Source organism: Priestia sp. HNGD-A6, assembly GCF_045784335.1.
In the GTDB taxonomy this organism is placed as follows: Bacteria; Bacillota; Bacilli; order Bacillales; family Bacillaceae_H; genus Priestia; species Priestia zanthoxyli.
On sequence record NZ_CP138621.1, the window covers coordinates 2,699,896 to 2,721,044 of the forward strand.

Genomic DNA, 21,149 nt, shown 5'->3' on the forward strand with positions numbered 1-21,149 from the left:
AAATACCGTACCATTATATCATGTTCTCTTTATTTCTAAGGTAAGACAGCATGAAAAAAGGTAGCAGAAACTGCTACCTTTTCAGTAAATAATGTAAAATAAAGATAATTACGCTTACTGCTCCATTTGACGAGATAAGAAGCTAGCTGCCGTTTCGGCTGCTTTATGCTCTACTTCACCAAGAGACTTCTCTTTTGAGAAGATGACAACAGCTCCAATCGGATCTCCATTTGCAATAATCGGACCGATTGTGTAAGAAGAAATATTTTCTTCGTATCCATCGACAAATTCAAGGTTTTTCCCATCAGTTACTAAAGAAGAACTGCGGCTTTCCATAACAGATTCTACTAAAGAACTAATGTTTTTATTTAAGTATTCTTTTTTAGAGCTTCCTGCTACCGCAATAAATACATCGCGGTCACAAATAAGTACAGGATGACCTAAGCTATCGTATAGCGCTTCGCCATACTCTTTTGCAAAATCTCCTAATTCACTAATTGGCGAATATTTCTTTAAAATAACTTCTCCATCGCGATCGACGAAAATCTCTAGCGGGTCTCCCTCTCGGATGCGAAGTGTTCTTCTAATTTCTTTTGGAATCACAACGCGACCCAAATCATCAATACGACGAACAATACCTGTTGCTTTCATTCATTGAAGCCTCTCTTTCATATGATGATTAAAATAGTTGGTGAATATCACTGATGGCTATATGATAAAAGGTTCACCTTTGTTGAGGTTAGTATTCTTCACTCTACAACTTCTATTCACCAACCATCTCTTTTTTTGTTAAAAAGTGTGCTTTTATTAAAAAAATGTCCAAAAAACCGTCAAAACATGGGGATTTGGACATTTTTATTTCGGCTATATAAAAAGAAGGCTCAAAAATGAGCCTTCTTTTTAATTCGTAACTTGTTCTTTTTTAACAGTGGCTACTCCTTTTACTAACTGATACACAATATTGAGCCATTCTTTTTGAGCAAGTCCTTTTACGTTAACCACTAATTTTACTTTCTTGCCTTCCATACCTAAGCTGACCATTCTGCCAAATTGATCACCTAGCATGAATAATTTTTGGCCGTCTATCGTTGAGCTCGCTTCTTCAGAAAGCAGAATAGAAATTTCTTGTTTTGACTGAAGAATAGATTCTACTAAGTTCTGCGTTGCATATACTTTTGTTTCAGCTACTTTAAACAAATACTCAACCTCAGCCGGATACTCCCCAAAACGATCAATCATTTCATCTTGCAATTCTTGAATATCCTCTAGTGCTTCAATTCCTCTAAAGCGCTTATACATCTCAATTTTCAAGCGGCCGTCTGTAATGTACTGATCAGGGATATACGCGTCTAAGTCCAGATTCATTTCCACATTAAATTTCACACTTTCTCCGTCAGACCCGCGTCTTTCTTCTATCGCTTCTTTAAGCATTTGTGAGTAGAGATCGAAACCGACAGAATCGATAAATCCATGCTGCTGAGCACCCAGTAGGTTTCCGGCGCCACGTATTGAAAGATCACGCATAGCAATTTTAAAACCAGAACCTAATTCGGTGAATTCTTTAATAGCTTGCAGACGCTTTTCAGCTACTTCTGTCAGTACTTTGTCTTTATGATACGTAAAGTACGCATATGCCACGCGATTTGAACGACCTACGCGTCCTCTTAATTGATACAGTTGTGATAATCCCATCTTATCAGCATTGTTGACAATGAGCGTATTTACATTTGGAATATCTACTCCTGTTTCGATAATAGTTGTACTCACAATCACGTCATATTCGCCTTCTAAAAAGCTTAAGATAACCGCTTCGAGTTCTGTTTCATTCATTTTTCCGTGGGCATACGTTACCCTAGCATCAGGCACGAGCATCGAAATTTCTTCTGCTTTTCGTTCAATATCTTCTACGCGATTATATAAAAAGTAAACTTGGCCATCACGCGCTAACTCACGCTCAATCGCTTCACGAACTAGAACCGGATTATACTCCACTACATATGTTTGAACCGGAAAACGATTTTCAGGCGGCGTTTCAATAACAGACAAATCCCTTACGCCCAACATAGACATATGTAATGTTCGTGGAATAGGTGTTGCTGTAAGTGTAAGGACATCAACGTTTGCTTTCATTTGCTTGATTTTTTCCTTGTGCGTTACACCAAAACGTTGCTCTTCATCGATAACTAACAACCCTAAATCCTTATAAATCACATCTTTAGATAGTAAACGATGTGTACCAATCACTACATCTACGGTCCCGTTTTTTAGCCCTTTAATTGTTTCCTGCTGCTGTTTACGGCTGCGAAAGCGGCTCAATAGCCCAATATTAATTGGGTAGTCTTGAAAACGCTCACGGATGGTTTCATAATGCTGCTGAGCTAAAATAGTGGTTGGTACTAAAATAGCCACTTGTTTTCCATCTGTCACAGCTTTAAACGCAGCACGAATGGCTACTTCTGTTTTTCCGTATCCAACGTCTCCACAAAGCAGACGATCCATTGGTCTTTCATGTTCCATATCCTTTTTAATTTCTTGTACAGAACGAAGCTGATCTTCGGTTTCTTGATAAGGGAAAGCTGTTTCAAATTCTCTCTGTAAATCGCCATCCGGGGAAAATGCATAACCTTTACTTGCTTCGCGCTCTGCATACAGTTTAATTAAGTCATCAGCGATGTCTTGAACAGAAGACTCAACTTTTCGTTTCACTTTCTTCCAGTCATTTCCGCCAAGTTTATATACTTTCGGCTCTTTCCCTTCAGAGCCTACATATTTTTGTACTTGATCAATCTGTTCAACAGGAACATACAGCTTGTCAGAGCCTTCATATTTGATATGGATATAATCTTTATGATTACCGTTAATCTCTAACGTTTCCATTCCTAAATAACGGCCAATACCGTGGTTCACGTGAACGACATAGTCACCTACGTTTAACTCTGAATAGCTTTTAATACGCTCTGCATTGGAAAGCTTTTGACGACGCTTTGATTTCTTGATCCGCTTTTTAAACAATTCTTCCTCGGTTAAAACTGCTAATTTTTGCATCGGCAGTTCAAAGCCCATTTGTAAATCGCCTTCAATAATTTGAACAAGACCTGGCACAAGCTGACCATTTCCATCTAAAATAGATGAATCAATATCATAATCTGCTAGCACACCTTCGAGTTTTTTCACGCGCTCTTTATCTGCTCCTAAGAGGACTACCGTATAATTAGCATTTTTCCAACGTTCAATTTCACTTTTTAATAAGTTCATTTGCCCGTAAAACTGCTGCATCTGCTTACATGAAATATTAATAATATTTTGCGGACTCGTATACGATACGTGCTTCAAAAATAACGATAAGTATAAAAACTGATGTTTTGCTCGCTGAATAAGAGATGGGAGCTTATGAGATAATTGAACATCTCGAACAATTTGCCCCTGTCCTAATAATTCTGTTATCCATTCAGCTTCCTCTGTTTCAAGCTGATCAGACGTCTCTTGAATTCGAGTTGTTTCATCAAAGATAACAAGGCCACCTTCTGGTAAATAATCTAGTAAACTAGCAGGCGATTCGTAAAAGAATGATAAATACTTGAACATATTTTCAAGAAGTTGACCTTGACGCAGCTGTTCAATTTCACCTTTAATATTTTCTGTTAAGGTAGCTTTTAGCGCTGCGTTTTTCACTTGCTGCAGCGTCGAAGCCAGCTGTGCTTCTAGTTCTTCAATTCCTTGGGCCACTTCATTTTGGTTCACAATGATTTCCGTAGCAGGGCCGATTGAAATTTCTTTTAACTGTTCTTGAGAGCGTTGATCCTCAATTGTAAAAGTACGAATGGAATCGATCTCGGTATCAAATAGTTCAATTCGGACAGGTAGCTCTTCTGTTAACGGATAAATATCAATGATTCCTCCGCGCACACTAAACTCACCCGGAGCTGAAACCATCGATGCCCGCTCATAACCCAACTCAACTAACCTTTTTAAATAATGATCAACGTCGATGTCAATTCCCATTTGAAACGGCAGCTGCGTTTGCTCCCATCTTGCTTTAGGAGGCAGCAGCTTTCGAATTCCTGCAAGCGGGGTTACAACTACTCCACCTGTATGTTGACTCCAATAATTGAGTACTTCAATTCGCTGAGCCTTTAATTCTGGACTTGCAATCCCCACTTCTGTAGCAACTAAATCGTTAACAGGGTATAAGAAAACGTCTTTTTCCGGTAAAAGGTGCAAAAGGTCTTCATACACTTTTTGGGCTTGATATAAATTATGAGTCACTACTAATAAGGGGTATTTTTTATCCTCATTTAAGAGTGCCATTAATACAGATCGAGCTGAACCGGAAATTCCCGTTACTAACTGTTCTTTCAAACCTTCTTCTAAACTGCTGACAACAGCTCCAATTTCTTTATTTTCTTCAAATTGCTGTCTAATCCCTCGCAAAGGAATTCCCTCCTCCCATGATATGTCTAAACTAAACAGAAAAACGCTTTGGTTTGAGACCAAAGCTTTTTATTGTATAAATGTTTCGTACTGATGATAGTCTGGATTTCGTTCTAGCGCTTCTTGACAGTCTTCACAAATAATTTTAACCACGATGTCTCCACTATTATGGTAGTGAATAAAGTCTTTTCGTTCATCTGCGGTCAGGTGATTAAAACCGAGTGCTTCTGTATTGTGAGCTGTCTTTTCTATCATACCGACTTTTGCGCCACAATGTCTACAGAAATAATGAATAGACATACAAATCCTCCCAAATCTTTTAGTGTTAGTATGGACGATTGAGAGAAATTTTATTCTGCTTAATTATAGCGATTCATTACTTCTAAGAACGTTTGACCTAAAAAGTCTTCACTCGCGTGCACAGACGTTTTCATCGCTTCTTCCATATGAACCATTTCATCTTCTGTAAAGCGCCCTAGTACATAGTCAACTACTTTCATACCGTTTTTCGGACGATCAATCCCAATACGAATTCGGTTAAACTCTTGGGTTTTTAAATGCTGAATAATTGATTTTATTCCGTTATGGCCGCCTGGACTTCCTTTTGTACGCAATCTTACTTTTCCGCACGGTAAATCTAAGTCATCGTAAATAACAAGCAAGTCTTCGACGTCTATATCAAAATAGTCCATTAACGGGCGAATACTTTCTCCTGATAAATTCATATATGTTAGAGGCTTTAATAATATGACTTTTTCTCCTCTTATTATACCTGTTCCATATATTCCGTTAAACTTTGTTTTATCTAATGAAATCATAAACTGTTCGGCAATTTTATCAATTGCCATAAATCCTATGTTATGACGAGTACGGTCATATTCTTTTCCAGGATTCCCTAAACCAACGATTAATTTCAAAATAGATACTCCTTTCCACTCTATGTAAGTTGTACATAATAGGTAAATGTCTTTAATGTTTTACATTACTATATAGTATCACTTTTATTATAATCAATTCACACAAAAAGACGTAACCTTTTGGTTACGTCTTTTTATATTATTCTTCGCTATCTTTTTCTTTTGTTGCTTCAACGTCGCCTTCAGCATCCTGAACTTCGCCGCTATCCGGCTCTTCTTCCTGTTGAGGAGGTAGTACAGAAGCAACTGTATCTTCTGCATCATGCGTAATTTCTAGCTTTTTATCTACCTTAATATCCCCTACTGTAATTGTATCGTTAATTCCCAAATCTGATACATCTACATCAATAGATGATGGGATATCTTGCGGCAAGCCTTTTAATGAAATTTCATATAGAGACTGCTGTAATACGCCGCCTTCTTTTGTTCCTTTTGCTTCTCCTACTAGAGATAAAGAAACTTCAGTATCAATTTCTTTCTTCATGTCGACCACTTGGAAATCGGCGTGGACAATTTCGTTTTTTAATGGATCGGTTTGAATATCATGTAACATTACGGAATATTTTTGCTTGTCCACTTGTAATGTTAACACTCCATTGCGTCCTGCTTCACGAATAGTCTTAATAAAATCAGCACTGTTTAAGTAAATAGGCGTGGATTCTGTTTTATTTCCGTAAACAACCGCTGGGAAGTTTCCTTCGTCGCGAATTTTTCTATTTGTAGAATTTTTGAAATCCGTTCTTTTATTTGCTTGAATTGAAATACTCATTTTATTCACCTTCCAGTATGTTTTCTACTTAAAATGTACCCTTTTTAGAAGGCTGCTAAACATAAAACTCGTTTCAATCAGCAATATATCTTTGCTCATCCCGTTCAAATCCCTTTAAAACCAAGGATTAGCCCATTTAATTTTTTTCAAAAAAACCTCTTTCCAAATGGAAAGAGGTTCTGTTTATCAATCAAATAACGTACTAACTGATTGCTCTTCGTGAACACGAATAATCGCTTCACCAATTAACGGAGCTACTGAAAGTTCTGTTACTTTACCAATTTTCTTATCTTCTGTTAAAGCAATAGAGTTTGTTACAGCTAGCTCTTTGATTGTAGAGTTTTGAATACGCTCAATCGCAGGGCCTGAAAGAACTGGGTGTGTACAACAAGCATATACTTCTTTTGCACCTGCTTCAATTAATGCACTTGCACCAATTGTAATTGTACCAGCTGTATCAATCATGTCATCAATCAAGATTGCTGTTTTCCCTTCCACTTGTCCAACAATGTTCATAACTTCTGCTACGTTTGGACGTGGGCGACGTTTGTCAATGATAGCGATCGGCGCTTTTAGACGTTCCGCTAAACGGCGAGCACGCGTTACGCCACCGTGGTCCGGAGATACAACAACAACGTCATCAAGGTTTTTACTCTTGAAGTATTCACCTAAAATTGGAACACCTACTAAATGGTCAATTGGAATATCGAAGAAACCTTGAATTTGAGGAGCATGTAAATCTAATGTGATAATACGAGTAGCTCCCGCTTTTTCAATGATATTTGCTGCTAATTTGGCAGTGATTGGTTCACGTGCACGAGCTTTACGATCCTGACGAGCATAGCCATAGTAAGGCATAACGATGTTAATTGTTTTAGCTGATGCACGTTTTAATGCATCAATCATAATTAATAATTCCATTAAGTGTTCGTTAACTGGAGCACTTGTTGATTGAATGATAAATACATCACAACCACGGATACTTTCTTCAATGTTAATTTGAATTTCACCGTCACTGAAACGATCAACCGAACATTTACCTAATTCCACACCAATTACTTTTGCGATCTCTTCAGCTAAAGCCTTGTTTGAATTTAGCGTAAATAACTTTAAATTTTCATCAGCATATACATTTGACATTTTATTGTGAAACCTCCGTCAGGATTTTTTATTAATATCAAGCTTTTCAGCATAGTTTTCTTTATTTACTTGTTTCGCACGAGCAATTGATAATGCTTTTCCTGGCACATCATCCGTTACGGTTGAACCAGCTGCAACATAGGCGCCTTCACCAATTGTTACAGGTGCAATTAAGTTTGAGTTACATCCTACGAATGCCCCATCTTCAATCTTTGTTAAAAATTTATTTTTCCCATCGTAGTTAACTGTAATAGATCCGCACCCTAAGTTTACACCTTTTCCGACCTCTGCGTCTCCAATATAACTTAAATGAGAAGCTTTGCTACCTTTGCCAAAAGATGCTTTTTTAATTTCTACAAAGTTTCCTACGCGCACTTCATCTCCAATTAATGATTGAGGACGAATATGTGCAAATGGGCCAATTGTGACTTCGTGACCAATTTCACTATCGTGAGCAACAGAATGGCGAATAGAAGTATTATTACCTATTTTGCAGTCTTTAATTTCACTGTTAGGTCCTACTTCACAGTTCTCTCCAATTACAACTGTTCCTTGAATAACCGTACCAGGATAAATAACCGTATCTCTGCCAATGACAGCATCTGCTGAAATGTACGTGTTAGAAGGATCCACAATCGTCACTCCATTTAACATATGCTGCTTGTTGATACGCTTTTTCATTGTTTCTTCTGCTTGAGACAGAGCAAATCGATCATTAACGCCCAATGTTTCAGCAAAATCGGATGTTTGATATGCAGAAATAATTTGACCTTCATTTTTTAGAATTTCGATAACATCAGGTAAATAGTACTCTCCCTGTACATTATCATTTGAAACTTTTGAAAGTGTCTCAAATAATTTCTCATTATCAAAACAGTACGTACCAGTATTAATTTCCTGTACAAGACGCTCTTGTTCTGTGGCATCTTTATGCTCAACAATCTTTTCAACAGAGCCTTGTTCATTTCGAATGATGCGTCCATATCCTGTTGGATCTTCTGCATGAGCCGTTAAAATAGTTGCCATTGCATTTGTTGCTTCATGATGCTTTAATAAAGATTCAATTGTTTCAGCTGTAATAAGCGGAGTATCTCCACATACAACAATTGTCGTACCTTTTTCATGTGCAAGTAAAGATTCTGCTTGCATTACTGCATGAGCTGTTCCTAACTGCTCTTCTTGTAAAGCAAATAAGCTTTTATCTCCAACATGTGATTTCACTTTTTCGGCACCGTGACCTACAACTGTAATTAAATTTGTTAAATCTAAGCGTGATAACTGATCAATTACGTGTTGCACCATCGGTTTGCCACACACAGGGTGTAACACTTTATATAAAGATGACTTCATACGTGTACCCTGACCAGCTGCCAATATGACTGCATATCTTTTTGACATAACAGGCCTCCAATTTTACCTTTTTATCCATTAAGAATATTATATCAAAAATGACAGCATTTCAAGGAATCATTTATAAGTCATGAATTTTATTTTTTGGTAATGCTAAAGTTTTACAAAGGTGTGAAATTATATAAGCGGTAATCAAAAAGAAAAGAGCCTACTTTTCAGTAGACTCTTAATGTATCATATGTTTACGAAGCACCCGCTTCTTCGAATTCAACTTCTACCTCACCTAAACGATGATATTCTGCTAAAACAGCATCTTGAATCTTTCCGCGAGTATTTGAATTGATTGGATGTGCAATATCACGGAACTCACCATCCGGTGTACGTTTACTTGGCATGGCTACAAATAAGCCATTATTACCATCAATCACACGAATATCATGAACAACAAATTCACCATCTAATGTGATTGAAGCAATCGCTCTCATACGTCCTTCAGTGTTCACGCGGCGTAATCTTACGTCAGTTACTTCCATCTTGTTCACCACCTTTTTCTATGCGAAGCTTTACATACTTAATTCCACAGAATTTTGTGTTTTCCTGCTATTCAGAAAAAATTTTTAGAAAATTTTCGCAAAAAAAGTGAACAATTGGAAGTTACTTGCTTTTTGTTAGAAATTTGTTAATTTAATTACCCTTTAACAAGCGCAATAACTTCAATTTCAACAAGTACATCTTTAGGTAGTCTCGCTACTTCTACACATGAACGTGCCGGCTTATGGTCGCCGAAGTAGTCACCATAGACTTCATTTAATGCTGCGAAGTCGTTCATATCTTTAATGAACACGGTTGCCTTTACAACTGTATTTAGAGAAGCTCCTGCTTCTTCAAGAACTGCTTTTAGATTTTCAAATACTTGAGTAGCTTGTACTTGAACATCGCCTTCGACCAACGTACCATCTGGACGAAGTGGAATTTGACCTGAACTGTAAAACAAGTTATTCACAACAATTCCCTGTGAATATGGACCAATAGCTTGCGGTGCATTTTTTGTTTGAACCTGTAACATATGTTCCTCTCCCTTACTTGATCAAATATATTTTAAGTAATTGCCTTCCTGTACACGAATTTGTTTATCTTTAATATTTACATCTGTTAATTGTACAAGAGACACATACTCATCCACTAAACGTTCTTCAATATCTTCTGATTCTACTAAAACTCCAATACCAGCAACAGTTGCATCAAACTCTTCAAGCAAACTAACCATTCCATTTACCGTACCGCCGGCTTTCATGAAGTCATCAATGATGAGTACATTTGACCCCACCGCTAAACTTCTCTTAGCTAACAGCATCGTTTGAATGCGCTTAGATGAACCTGACACGTAGTTAATACTAACGGTCGATCCTTCAGTTACTTTACTGTCTCTGCGCACAATAACAACGGGCACGTCTAAATACTGAGCAACCGCATACGCAATAGGAATACCTTTTGTTGCTACAGTCATCACCACATCGATTTTGCGGTTAGCAAAAAGCGATGCATACAAGCGACCGATTTTATTCACAACGCGGGGGTTCCCTAAAATATCAGTTAAATATAAATATCCACCTGGCAATAAACGCTCAGGTTTTTCAATCAACCCACATAATTCTTGAACAAGCTGACCGGCTTCTTCATTCGTCATCTTTGGAATGAATTTAACTCCGCCGGCAGCCCCTGGTAGCGTAACCAAAGTTCCGATACCCTGCTGTTCAAAAGTTTGTTTAATAATCGCCATATCTTCGCTAATAGATGATTTTGCGGAATCATATTTATCTGCAAAATACGTAAGAGGGATAAGGCGCTGAGGGTTTTGAATGAAATAGTTGGTCATATCAATTAATCGTCCACTACGTCGAAACTTCATAACATCCTCCTGAAAATCCGAATATTGTAATGTAAATATAACATTAACATACGGATTTATTCAAGCGTTATTCGTTCACCTAGTAACCTAACTGCATAAACTTTATCACAAAAGCCACGTAATCCATTATAAATGCGATGCATACGTGAATCATGCTGTACAAGTCCAAATACAGTTGGCCCACTGCCACTCATGAGTACAGCATCGGCGCCAAAACGCTTTATTTGTTCTTTAATGAGAGCTACTTCCGGATGCATTTTCAGCGTTACTGCTTCCAATACATTTCCGACAAGGCTACACATTTGATCATAATTTCCTGATTGTATGGCGTGAACCATCTCATCTACTTTAGGATGATCCATTTCCTCAATTTTTAAGTTTCGATATACATCTGCTGTAGAAACACCTATTTCAGGCTTAGCCAAAATCACCCAGCAGCTTGGAGGTGCCTCAATATGCTCTACAATCTCTCCGCGCCCTGTAGCAAGAGCTGTCCCTCCGTACACGCAAAAAGATACGTCAGAGCCAATCTCAGCCCCTATTTCTGCAAGTGTGTCTAATGATAACCCTAATTCCCATAACGTATTTAAACCGCGTAATGTAGCAGCCGCGTCACTGCTGCCTCCAGCTAATCCAGCAGCTACTGGAATATGTTTATCAATTAATATATTTACACCTTTTGAAATGTTATAACGTCGCTTCAAAATCTGCGCTGCCTGATAAGCGAGATTTCGCTGGTCATCTGGAACAAAGCGATTATGAGAATAAATAACAATTCGTCCATCTTCACGATCAGAAAGTTCAATTCTGTCCGCTAAATCAATTGTTGTCATAATCATCTTAACTTCATGGTAACCATCTGGGCGTTTATGTAACACATCAAGTGACAAATTTATTTTAGCCGGTGCTTTCACCATTAATTTCAACTTACTTCACCTACTTCATCTTATCGAGTTTAACGCTATTTTATCATAAAATGAACAAGATATAGCTGTTCATTTAAACATCTTTGTTTAATCCTCTGTTTTATCTTTCATTTTGGGACAAAAAAACCGAAGCGGTTATACACTTCGGTTTTCCTCATTTCACTTTAAATAATCGCATAAGCATTGATTTTCACTATTGCCTTAGCTGCTGCTGTGCAAGCTCCACTGCTCGCTTCACCATATTGCCTGCGTCTTTTGCCCGAATAGCGCCCCAACCTTCTGCTTGTACAGTATCGTAAAAACCAAGTTCTTTAGCCAGTTCTTCTTTCAGCTTCGATGACATAATCCCTCTACGCCTTGACATTGCACATGGCTCCTTTACGTATAAAATGAAATTTCAACCTGAACCTCCTCGCTCTTTATACATGAAAATGCGAGGACGATATGTATAGTATGTATAAAAAATAATGTATATATAATTTGAAAAAAAGACCAATAAAAAAGCAGTAAACCAATGTCCACTGCTCATCACCACTTGCTATATTGCCTATGTCATTCTTAGAAAAATTTTAGTTGCACTGTTTCCGTTAACACATCTGCGTAACTATACGAAACGCGCTCCAAAGAGTTTTCCTCTTGATCTAATTCAACGATAAAAACAGATGGGTACGTTTCTGTTAATACACCTGAACGTTCTACTGTTTTTCTACGACCACCGTTTGCTTTTAAAGTTAATCGTTGGCCTAGGTGCAAATCCAGCGCTTGCTTAATATCAGACAAAGTTTTCGCCATATTGGTCCACCTCACTATGTATAGTGTAACACATGTTAGAAAAATAGTCAAAAACATAAAATTATAACAATCTATCTCTAATTGTGTCAATAAATAATTTTCAACATGAATCTACATTTCGCTGTTAGTATGCTCGTTTTTTAACGAAATATGTATATCTTTAGCAAATATTGAAAATGATTTTGTGAAATTCAGCGTATACTTTGGCTTCATACAAAAAAACAACTGGTTGCACATCATGCGTGTACATGCTGTAACCAGTTGTTTTTATTTCTACTCATCGCTTTCATAAGGCATGCCCGTGCGAAGCAGCCCTTTTGTTTCTACTCCTCCTAAACCTTTAGCACCCGTTAATGTATTACGTAAGACGTCCCATACATTAATACGATCCGTGAAAGGAGTAAAACTTAGTTTTGCTACTACATACACGGGGTCAAGCGCATGAATATTTACACGCGAAGGTGAACTAGCAAAGTTTGCTCCAGCTTGAATCAATAATTCAAAATGCGATTGACAGGCACCTGCAAAAATCACCAGCTGATCTAAATTACCAACTCTTTTTCTTGCTTCTTGGACTGTTCGAATATAGTGTTTGGAATGTCTATAAGCAAGAAGATCATCCTTATTTCCTTTTCCTTTGGAATAAGCATCATGCCCTGTCAGCACCAGAATATCAGGCCTTACATCCTCAATTAACTTTCCAACTTTCTCCGGCATCTCTGACTCTACGCAATGAACACCATAAACAGGAACACCAATTTTTTCGTAAACCAACAAACATTTACGTAAATAATTAGGGTCTCCGTCTACGTGCAGGACCTTTCCAGGAATTTGAAACAAGCGATGTGAATGGCTGTATCCATTAGTCATGCTATATTCAGTTTTCTCTCGAACGAGCCGATAATCCTGTTGAATAAGCTCCAAGGATCTTTCTAAAAGTTCTTCTTCTTGTTTTTTTCTTTGATCCTGTTCTTTAGCATCCACAACCTCTAAATCTGTACAAGGAGCGTCGGCAATCAACCGAACGTCTTCTCCTATTAAAGTCGCATATTTCCCCGCTTCGCTGTCATTAATAGCTATAACACGAAAAAGCAAATCTCTTTGATAAGAAGGTCGTGTAACTATATCACCAATTTTGATGTTCATATGCTTCACTCCGTCTTTGCTACTTCAAAAATAAATTCTCTTCATAGCCTATGACTTCATGATAAAAATGTGATGATTTAGCGAAATGATTTTAAAAGTTGGTCACTTAACGATCCGAATTCTTGAATAGATAACGTTTCGCCTCTTCGTTTCGGATCAATTTCAGCAGTTGCAAGTGCTTGCTCAATGTCCGCTTTTTTCTGTTTCCCATTTGGCAAGTTGTTCACTAGATTGTTTAAAATGGTTTTTCGGCGCTGTCCAAAACTTGCTCGTACAACTTGGAAGAAGAATGCTTCATCTTGTACTTCTACCGCTGGCTTCGGTCTTCTCAGCAGCCGAATAACAGCTGAATCTACATTAGGCTGCGGATTAAATACTGTTTTAGGCACAATCATAACCGTCTCAGCCTCTGTATAGTATTGAATCGCAATAGAAAGTGAACCGTACTCCTTTGTTCCCGGTTTAGCTGCTATACGGTCGGCAACTTCTTTTTGAAGCATAACAACGATTCCCCGTACCGGAATTTGCTCTTCTAATAATTTCATCAAAATGGGTGTCGTCACGTAATACGGTAAATTCGCAACGACCATTAAATCTTCTATGTTTTCGAATTCTTGTTCGAGCGTCTCTTTTAAATCTGCTTTTAACACATCTTGATGAATAACTTTTGCATTTGGGTAAGGAGAAAGAGTGTCGGCTAAAATCGGAAGCAGACGCTGGTCGATTTCAAATGCCAGTACTTTTTTTGCGCGCTTTGCTAGCTGTTCAGTTAACGCTCCGATACCGGGTCCAATTTCAATTGCTCCCGTTTCTTCTGTTATTTCTGCATGATCAACAATGCGATGTAAAATGTTCGTATCAATTAAAAAATTTTGTCCCAAACTCTTTTTAAATGTAAAACCGTATTTCTTTAAAATTTCCTTGGTTCGATTAGGCGTTGCAATATCTTTTAACACGATTCCTTTTCCTCCTTATTTATCTGCTCAACAGCTTTGATAAACTCCTCTTTTGAAATTTGGAACATCTGTAATCGTTTATGAAGCTGCTTTCCATTGGCATAGCCTATTTTTAATAACTTTCCTATTCTTTCACGTCGAGACTTGGCTTTACTATCTCCTACCAAACGAGCTACGATTAAATCCTCTTGAGAAATCTCCATATCTGCTTCTACCCACTCTTGCTTTACATCTTTTAGTGCTTTTTGAATAGACGCAATAGAAGCATGTTCAACTCCAATACCTTTGCCGTTTTTAGGGCGAGCCTCTTCTTTATCTAAAAATGCATGTTTACATCCTGGAACACGTTCTGAAACAATATTTCGAATTCGCTGTCCTGGATAATCTGGATCTGTAAAAATAATTACGCCTCTTGTTTTTTGAGCTAATTTTACTTTTTCAATGGTTTCTTCATTTACAGCTGATCCATTTGTCTCGATGGTATCCGCATCCACTGCACGTTTAATCGCTACGGTATCGTCCCGACCTTCTACTACAATAATTTCTTTAATCTTCATTTCTTCCTCCAAAACATTCAGTTTTGTTCATTTGCTTTTCAGTAAAAATGAAATGCTCGTTACTCACATCATTTTTCTTCTATGAAATCAACGTTTTATCTTATTATCAACTAAATTAAAAAGCATCTATCTGTTATTTTAACTGAAAAAGGCAGAGGATAACATTCTCCTCTGCGCCTATCTTTACTTTAACACGAAAATGATTGTTATATGAGAAAAAGTTTTAATCATTAATGCCAAATAGCTTTTTAGCGTTAGCTGTTGTAATATCAGCCAACTCTTCATACGTTATGCCTTTTAACTCTGCAATTTGCTCCGCTACGTATGACACATAACCAGGTTCATTGCGCTTGCCGCGGAATGGATGGGGAGTTAGATAAGGACAGTCTGTTTCAATTAATAGTTTATCTAAAGGAAGTTCTGCAGCAACTTCTTTTGGTTTTTTTGCATTTTTAAAAGTAACAGGTCCACCAAAAGAAATATACATATTCATATCCATACACTGCTTCGCTACTTCAATACTGCCCGTGAAGCAATGCATAATCCCGCCTACTTCTTCTACGTGCTCTTCTTTTAAAATGGTTACCACGTCTTCTGTTGCATCACGATTATGAATAATGATAGGTAAATTCACTTTGCGCGCTAAGCGAATTTGACGGCGAAATACGTCCTTTTGAACCTCTTTAGGTGATTTATCCCAATGATAGTCTAATCCCATCTCTCCTAAAGCCACAACTTTCGGATGCTGAGCTAACTCTTCAATCCAAGCTAAATGCTCATCCGTCATATCAATTGCATCTACTGGATGCCAGCCTACACTAGCATAGATAAAGTCGTACGTTTCAGCTATTTGAATAGCTTTTTTAATGGTAGGTTCATCAAATCCAACAACCACCATGTTTTGAACACCTTTTTCTAACGCGCGATTAATTACTTCTTGCAAATCGTCTTCATACTGTTCTGCGTTTAAATGAACATGTGTATCAAATAACATCTAATCGATCCTTTCCATGAATAAAAGGGGGTCCTCGCATGTTACACGTGAAACACCCCTTTTACCTATACTTATTTTATCTTCGTGCCGTTTGCTAAGTTTTGATCTACGCTTGCTAGTGAAAGACCATTCTCATCTTCACCAGCTAAAATCATTCCTTGTGATAGTTCGCCGCGCAATTTTACAGGTTTTAAGTTGGTTACACAAATTACTTTGCGACCTACTAATTCTTCAGGCTTATAAAACTTGGCAATACCTGATACAACTTGGCGTTTTTCATAGCCAAGATCAAGCTGCAGCTTTAATAGTTTATCTGCCTTCTTAACTGGTTCTACTTGCGTAACTTGCGCTACACGAAGCTCTACTTTCATGAAATCATCAATCGTAATCTCTTCAGAAGGCTCTTCCTTCACAACAGGTTTTTCTTCCTTCGGAGCACTTCCTTGCATCTGCTCTTTAATAAACGCTACCTCTTCTTCTCGATCTAGACGAGGGAACATTGGCTCACCTTTTTCTACTTTTGTGCCTTCTTTAAGCATATTAAAGCGCGTCGTGCTTTCCCACGTTTTTAACACATCTTCTTTTACACCGATCTGAGCAAAAATTTTCTCAGGTGTACGTGTTAAGAATGGCTGTAGTAATACCGCAATGTGACGAATTGATTCAGCTAGATGTGTCATAACGGAAGCAAGTTCTGCACGCTTATTCTCATCTTTTGCTAACGCCCAAGGCTGCGTTTCATCAATGTATTTATTCGTGCGGCTTACATATTGCCAGATAGAAGCAAGAGCCACTGAAAACTCCATATCCTCCATCGCTTCTTCATATTTATTCACTGTATCTTTTTGAGCTTGTACGATAAGTGCATCAAACTCGGTTACATTTCCTTCATAAGTCGGAATAACACCATCAAAATACTTATTAATCATCGCCACTGTACGGTTAACTAGGTTGCCAAGGTCATTTGCTAAGTCAAAGTTAATACGTTCAACAAACGCTTCTGGTGTGAATACACCGTCTGAACCGAATGGAACTTCACGAAGCAAGTAGTAACGAAGGGCATCTAACCCATAGCGGTCAATCAATGTCACTGGGTCCACTACATTCCCTTTTGACTTCGACATCTTTCCATCTTTCATTAATAACCAGCCGTGAGCAAATACTTTCTTAGGAAGTGGCAAATCAAGTGCCATCAACATGATTGGCCAATAAATGGTATGGAAACGTACGATTTCTTTTCCTACTAAATGTACGTTAGCCGGCCAGTATTTTCGATAGTTTTCATCATTCTCAGTATCATACCCAAGAGAGGTGATATAGTTAGAAAGCGCATCAATCCATACGTAAATAACGTGTTTTGGGTTACCTGGAACTTTTACCCCCCAATCAAACGTCGTACGAGAAACAGCTAAGTCTTCAAGACCCGGCTTAATAAAATTATTGATCATTTCGTTTTTACGAGACTCCGGTTGAATAAATGAAGGGTTCTCTTCATAAAAAGCTAGTAAACGATCTACGTATTTCCCCATTTTAAAGAAATAGGACTCTTCTCGAACGAGCTCTACAGGGTGTCCGCTATCCGGGCTTTTCCCACCTACAACTTTTCCATTTTCAACGATTGGATCTACTAGTTGATGCTCTGTATAGTACGTCTCATCGGGAACTGAATACCAACCTTCATACTCATCAAGATAAATATCACCTTGTTCTAAAAGGCGCGCGAAAATCTTTTCCACGATTTCTTTATGTCTTGGTTCTGTTGTACGGATAAAATCGTCATACGAAATATCCATCTTATCCCACAGCTCTTTGATTCCAGAGACAATATCATCTACGTATTGCTGAGGTGTCACGTTTTTCTCTTCTGCTTTTCGCTGAATTTTTTGACCATGTTCATCCGTACCTGTTAAATAACGTACGTCAAACCCTCTCAAACGTTTATAACGAGCCATTGCATCTCCCGCTACCGTCGTGTATGCGTGCCCTATATGTAATTTACCACTCGGATAATAAATCGGCGTAGTAATGTAAAATGTATTATTTCCATCTGCCATGTTCATAACCTCCAACATTCCATTTCAACATTTTGATTTATATGGATGTAATCATATAAACCCTGTCTTCTTATTCTACTATCTATCATACTATTTTACATGATAATTTCAAAACATTCTCTTCCTATATACACGGGAATATGACGGATTCACTTCATTTTTAAATAATCGTTATTTTCCCAAAAAATAATCCTGTTAATTGTATCAGCTTCGCCCTATTTTTATATAAAATATACCCCCATTCAAAAAGTCACTTTGATAAAAACGACAAATAGGTCTAATTTTGTCGTTTTATGTCGAATTATATTTACCCTATCTTCAAAATAGTTAATATCAAGCTATTTAGGCGATTAATCTTTTTTCCAATGAAACCCCTTGTCATTCCTTGACTGACGGTCACAATTAGCTTCTAAACGAGTCGGGGAAAAAATTTTTTCCCAGCTACATTTTTTTACATATAAAATGATTGACTAGTTTTGGAAACGCTGGTATTATGAAAGTACGTTGAAATTGTCGAATAATGACGAAAGTAATAACATAGAAAAATGATCATTGAGAGGAGAACGATTAACATGAAATCTACAGGTATTGTTCGTAAAGTTGATGAATTAGGACGCGTAGTAATTCCAATTGAATTACGTCGTACATTAGGAATTGCAGAGAAAGATGCTCTAGAAATCTATGTAGATGAAGAGCGCATCATCTTAAAAAAATATAAACCAAACATGACTTGCCAAGTAACAGGTGAAGTATCTGATGATAACATTCAACTTGCTAGCGGCAAATTAATTCTAAGCCGTGAAGGTGCAGAACAAATCATGAAAGAACTTCAAGATTCTTTACAAGCTTCTAAATAAAACGAAAAGCTGTCTATGATAGACAGCTTTTTTTAATGTACGTGATATTCACTATAAATGTCTCGTTTTGATACATCTCGGTCTTTTGCCACTTGCTTAATCGCTTCTTTGTTTGAAAGTCCTTCTTCTACATAGTGATCAACGTGCTCGATAATGGTGAGCTGTTCCCACCATAGATTACTTTCATCTGGCGCTTCTTCATTTGTCCCTTCAAGAATTAAGCAGAATTCCCCTCTAATATCTGTGGCATTTGTCCATTCAATTGCTTCTAATACGCTTCCTCTTAAAAATTCTTCATAGCGTTTGGTTAACTCTCTACATAACACAATAGATCGGTTCCCTAAAATTTCTTCTATACTCTTTAGCGTTTCTTTTAATCGATGAGGGGCTTCATAAAATATCATGCTTTCTTTAATATACTGAAGCTCTTGAAGCTGTTCTTTACGCTGTTTTTTATTTCTGTTTAAAAATCCATAGAAATAAAACTGCCCTGTAGGTAGACCAGAAGCAATTAAAGCTGTTAATGCTGCGTTAGGCCCCGGCAGCGGAACAACCGTATATCCTTCTTTAACGGCAGCTACCACTAACTCATAACCAGGATCTGAAATACAGGGCATACCCGCGTCGCTTACTAAAGCAATATTTTTTTCACTGTCCAAGTCGCTTAACAGCTGTTCACTTTTTGTATGTTTATTATGTTCATGATAACTTGTAATAGGCGTATCGATTTCAAAGTGGTTACATAGTTTTTTCGTTTGTCTCGTATCTTCTGCGGCAATATAATCAACTTCTTTTAAAATTCGAATCGCACGAAATGTCATATCCTCTAAGTTTCCAATAGGAGTGGGAACTAAATATAAAACGCCTCGTTCATTCGATACATCATAACTTTTTTGTGATTTCATTCTGCTTTTCTTGCTCCCTTCGAATGTAAGCCTGTTTTTGCACTCTGCTTAACTGTTTGAACCAATACTCTTTTTGCATAGCTTCTGTTTTAGAAGTAAACACCTCATGCCAAATTAATGAAACAGGCCTTCTTGCTCTCGTATATTTTGCCCCTTTCCCTTCATTATGGACAGAAATACGTTTTTGCAAATTATTCGTGTAACCAGCGTAATACGTACAGTCCTTGCATTCAACTACATAAAAATAATGATTATTCTGTTCCATATAAAATCCTTTTTAATTCGTCCGTGTATTCATCATTATCTTGGTAGACCACCAGCGGAGGAAGAATCTTTAAATCTGGACTTCCATCCTTCGTACCTTCAATTAAAAGTGTATTTGCTTCTTTCCCATCTTTAGGATAGACAAACTGAAGTCTCTTTGGCTCTAAACGGTATTGCCTCATTAACGTAACGATATCTAATAGTCTCCCTGGACGGTGAACCAATGCTACTTTTCCGCCTTGCTTAACTAGTTGACTACTGGCTCTAATCACATCTTCCAACGAACAATGAATTTCGTGGCGAGCGATTGCAAAGTGTTCGTTTTCATTTATTTCTTCTTTATTGGATGTGGTGAAATAAGGAGGATTACATGTTACAACATCATATTTTCCATAACCCAGTTCTTGAGGTGCATTTTTTAAATCACCATGTATCATTTTAATCTGCCCATCCAGCTGATTATACGCAATACTTCTTTGTGCCATACTATGTAGCCGCTCTTGAATTTCTACACCAATAATTTTTCCCTTTGTTCGTTTAGATAAAAACAGTGGGATTACACCGTTTCCTGAACATAAATCAACCAAGTTGCCTTTACGAATTGGGACATAAGCAAAGTGAGATAAAAGCACAGCATCCAATGAAAAGGAAAAGACAGATGGACTTTGAATAATGCGCATTTCCTCATCGGCTAATAGATAATCTAAACGTTCATCTCCATATAACTCAACCATAATCGTTCTTCTCCTTGTACATCTATTATTTACATCTTTTACTCATAAAAAGAACCTCTCCAAAAGGGAGAGGTGTTGTTACTTTTTATTTAAAAATGACAAGCAAAACAAACAGTCTCCATCTTTACGCACACTTCCATAATGAATGTTACAAATATGAAAACCCTCTTGGTAAAGGCGAGCCAAATTGTCATATCCTTCTCCGATATCAATTTGTTTTTGCTCTTTTGTTTGAGCGCTTGCTTTTGAATGTCTATTTTTCAGCTTCGTTTCGAAGTTTGTCTGGTCAAGGCGACGGCGCAAATGATCATTTTCTATTTGCAGATGATGATTTTCTTCAATTAGCTCAGCAAGATGCTCTTTCAACTCACCTAACTGCTTATATAAATGACCAATTTGTTCCTCCATGTTTGTCACCGAATCAAAAATCTCTTTTTTATCCACCTTT

23 protein-coding genes are annotated in these 21,149 nt (G+C 37.5%); 1 reads left to right on the top strand and 22 read right to left on the bottom strand.

The genetic code is table 11. The features are described 5' to 3' along the window. Nucleotides 1–114: 114 nt before the first annotated feature. From spoVT to metG, 18 genes are all read right to left on the bottom strand, one after another. Nucleotides 115–651 carry a stage V sporulation protein T gene (spoVT, locus tag SCI76_RS13700; protein WP_028412643.1) on the bottom strand — a complete coding sequence of 179 codons (537 nt, stop codon included), beginning with the start codon at nt 649–651 and terminating at the stop codon, nt 115–117. 249 nt (nt 652–900) lie between these two features. Next, nucleotides 901–4,431 carry a transcription-repair coupling factor gene (gene mfd, locus SCI76_RS13705; protein ID WP_048021886.1) on the bottom strand — a complete coding sequence of 1,177 codons (3,531 nt, stop codon included), beginning with the start codon at nt 4,429–4,431 and terminating at the stop codon, nt 901–903. A 69-nt stretch (nt 4,432–4,500) separates the two neighbouring features. Further along, on the bottom strand, nt 4,501–4,731 hold the full coding sequence (locus SCI76_RS13710) for an anti-sigma-F factor Fin family protein (RefSeq protein ID WP_013054869.1): 231 nt from the start codon (nt 4,729–4,731) through the stop codon (nt 4,501–4,503). A 59-nt stretch (nt 4,732–4,790) separates the two neighbouring features. Continuing rightward, complete coding sequence (gene pth, locus SCI76_RS13715; protein ID WP_028412641.1) at nt 4,791–5,348, bottom strand: aminoacyl-tRNA hydrolase; 558 nt, start codon at nt 5,346–5,348, stop codon at nt 4,791–4,793. A 139-nt stretch (nt 5,349–5,487) separates the two neighbouring features. Continuing rightward, the gene (locus tag SCI76_RS13720; RefSeq protein WP_028412640.1) at nt 5,488–6,117 is read right to left on the bottom strand and encodes a 50S ribosomal protein L25/general stress protein Ctc; all 630 of its coding nucleotides are present in this window, start codon (nt 6,115–6,117) and stop codon (nt 5,488–5,490) included. Nucleotides 6,118–6,303: 186 nt separating this feature from the next. Then, on the bottom strand, nt 6,304–7,257 hold the full coding sequence (locus SCI76_RS13725; RefSeq protein WP_014462059.1) for a ribose-phosphate diphosphokinase: 954 nt from the start codon (nt 7,255–7,257) through the stop codon (nt 6,304–6,306). Between the two features lie 18 nt (nt 7,258–7,275). Then, nucleotides 7,276–8,655 (bottom strand): bifunctional UDP-N-acetylglucosamine diphosphorylase/glucosamine-1-phosphate N-acetyltransferase GlmU, encoded by a 1,380-nt coding sequence (gene glmU, locus SCI76_RS13730; protein ID WP_014462060.1) that lies wholly within the window; start codon nt 8,653–8,655, stop codon nt 7,276–7,278. Nucleotides 8,656–8,849: 194 nt separating this feature from the next. Further along, a complete protein-coding gene (gene spoVG, locus SCI76_RS13735) occupies nt 8,850–9,140 on the bottom strand; it encodes a septation regulator SpoVG (RefSeq protein ID WP_013054864.1) in 291 nt (96 codons plus the stop codon). A gap of 155 nt (nt 9,141–9,295) precedes the next feature. Beyond that, entirely contained in the window at nt 9,296–9,673 is a 378-nt protein-coding gene (locus SCI76_RS13740; RefSeq protein ID WP_013054863.1) for a RidA family protein, read from the bottom strand. A gap of 21 nt (nt 9,674–9,694) precedes the next feature. Beyond that, nucleotides 9,695–10,516 (bottom strand): pur operon repressor, encoded by an 822-nt coding sequence (gene purR / locus SCI76_RS13745; protein ID WP_013054862.1) that lies wholly within the window; start codon nt 10,514–10,516, stop codon nt 9,695–9,697. Between the two features lie 56 nt (nt 10,517–10,572). Beyond that, complete coding sequence (gene ispE, locus SCI76_RS13750) at nt 10,573–11,442, bottom strand: 4-(cytidine 5'-diphospho)-2-C-methyl-D-erythritol kinase (RefSeq protein ID WP_013054861.1); 870 nt, start codon at nt 11,440–11,442, stop codon at nt 10,573–10,575. 193 nt (nt 11,443–11,635) lie between these two features. Further along, nucleotides 11,636–11,806, bottom strand: coding sequence for a small, acid-soluble spore protein, alpha/beta type (locus SCI76_RS13755; RefSeq protein WP_016762700.1), 171 nt, complete (start codon nt 11,804–11,806; stop codon nt 11,636–11,638). A gap of 194 nt (nt 11,807–12,000) precedes the next feature. Further along, the gene (gene veg, locus SCI76_RS13760) at nt 12,001–12,234 is read right to left on the bottom strand and encodes a biofilm formation stimulator Veg (protein WP_013054859.1); all 234 of its coding nucleotides are present in this window, start codon (nt 12,232–12,234) and stop codon (nt 12,001–12,003) included. Nucleotides 12,235–12,507: 273 nt separating this feature from the next. Further along, on the bottom strand, nt 12,508–13,380 hold the full coding sequence (yabG, locus tag SCI76_RS13765; protein WP_028412638.1) for a sporulation peptidase YabG: 873 nt from the start codon (nt 13,378–13,380) through the stop codon (nt 12,508–12,510). A 77-nt stretch (nt 13,381–13,457) separates the two neighbouring features. Next, the gene (rsmA, locus tag SCI76_RS13770) at nt 13,458–14,336 is read right to left on the bottom strand and encodes a 16S rRNA (adenine(1518)-N(6)/adenine(1519)-N(6))-dimethyltransferase RsmA (RefSeq protein WP_048021893.1); all 879 of its coding nucleotides are present in this window, start codon (nt 14,334–14,336) and stop codon (nt 13,458–13,460) included. Continuing rightward, nucleotides 14,330–14,893 (bottom strand): ribonuclease M5, encoded by a 564-nt coding sequence (rnmV, locus tag SCI76_RS13775; RefSeq protein ID WP_028412636.1) that lies wholly within the window; start codon nt 14,891–14,893, stop codon nt 14,330–14,332. The genes rsmA and rnmV overlap by 7 nt, the downstream gene beginning before the upstream one ends. Before the next feature lie 223 nt (nt 14,894–15,116). Next, nucleotides 15,117–15,887 carry a TatD family hydrolase gene (locus tag SCI76_RS13780; RefSeq protein ID WP_028412635.1) on the bottom strand — a complete coding sequence of 257 codons (771 nt, stop codon included), beginning with the start codon at nt 15,885–15,887 and terminating at the stop codon, nt 15,117–15,119. 71 nt (nt 15,888–15,958) lie between these two features. Then, nucleotides 15,959–17,941, bottom strand: coding sequence for a methionine--tRNA ligase (metG, locus tag SCI76_RS13785; protein WP_028412634.1), 1,983 nt, complete (start codon nt 17,939–17,941; stop codon nt 15,959–15,961). A 566-nt stretch (nt 17,942–18,507) separates the two neighbouring features. Between metG and SCI76_RS13790 the strand changes: the two genes are divergently transcribed. Next, complete coding sequence (locus SCI76_RS13790; RefSeq protein ID WP_170836841.1) at nt 18,508–18,798, top strand: AbrB/MazE/SpoVT family DNA-binding domain-containing protein; 291 nt, start codon at nt 18,508–18,510, stop codon at nt 18,796–18,798. A gap of 32 nt (nt 18,799–18,830) precedes the next feature. Here SCI76_RS13790 and rsmI read toward each other — a convergent pair whose 3' ends face one another. The 4 genes from rsmI to yabA all read right to left on the bottom strand — a co-directional run bounded on the left by rsmI (nt 18,831) and on the right by yabA (nt 21,145). Further along, nucleotides 18,831–19,703 carry a 16S rRNA (cytidine(1402)-2'-O)-methyltransferase gene (gene rsmI / locus SCI76_RS13795; RefSeq protein WP_016762698.1) on the bottom strand — a complete coding sequence of 291 codons (873 nt, stop codon included), beginning with the start codon at nt 19,701–19,703 and terminating at the stop codon, nt 18,831–18,833. Beyond that, the gene (locus SCI76_RS13800; protein ID WP_013054850.1) at nt 19,681–19,968 is read right to left on the bottom strand and encodes a GIY-YIG nuclease family protein; all 288 of its coding nucleotides are present in this window, start codon (nt 19,966–19,968) and stop codon (nt 19,681–19,683) included. The genes rsmI and SCI76_RS13800 overlap by 23 nt, the downstream gene beginning before the upstream one ends. Then, nucleotides 19,955–20,701, bottom strand: a complete 747-nt coding sequence (locus SCI76_RS13805; protein ID WP_028412633.1) for a tRNA1(Val) (adenine(37)-N6)-methyltransferase — start codon at nt 20,699–20,701, stop codon at nt 19,955–19,957. The genes SCI76_RS13800 and SCI76_RS13805 overlap by 14 nt, the downstream gene beginning before the upstream one ends. Before the next feature lie 78 nt (nt 20,702–20,779). Continuing rightward, nucleotides 20,780–21,145 (bottom strand): DNA replication initiation control protein YabA, encoded by a 366-nt coding sequence (gene yabA, locus SCI76_RS13810; RefSeq protein WP_013054848.1) that lies wholly within the window; start codon nt 21,143–21,145, stop codon nt 20,780–20,782. Between the last annotated feature and the right edge of the window lie 4 nt (nt 21,146–21,149).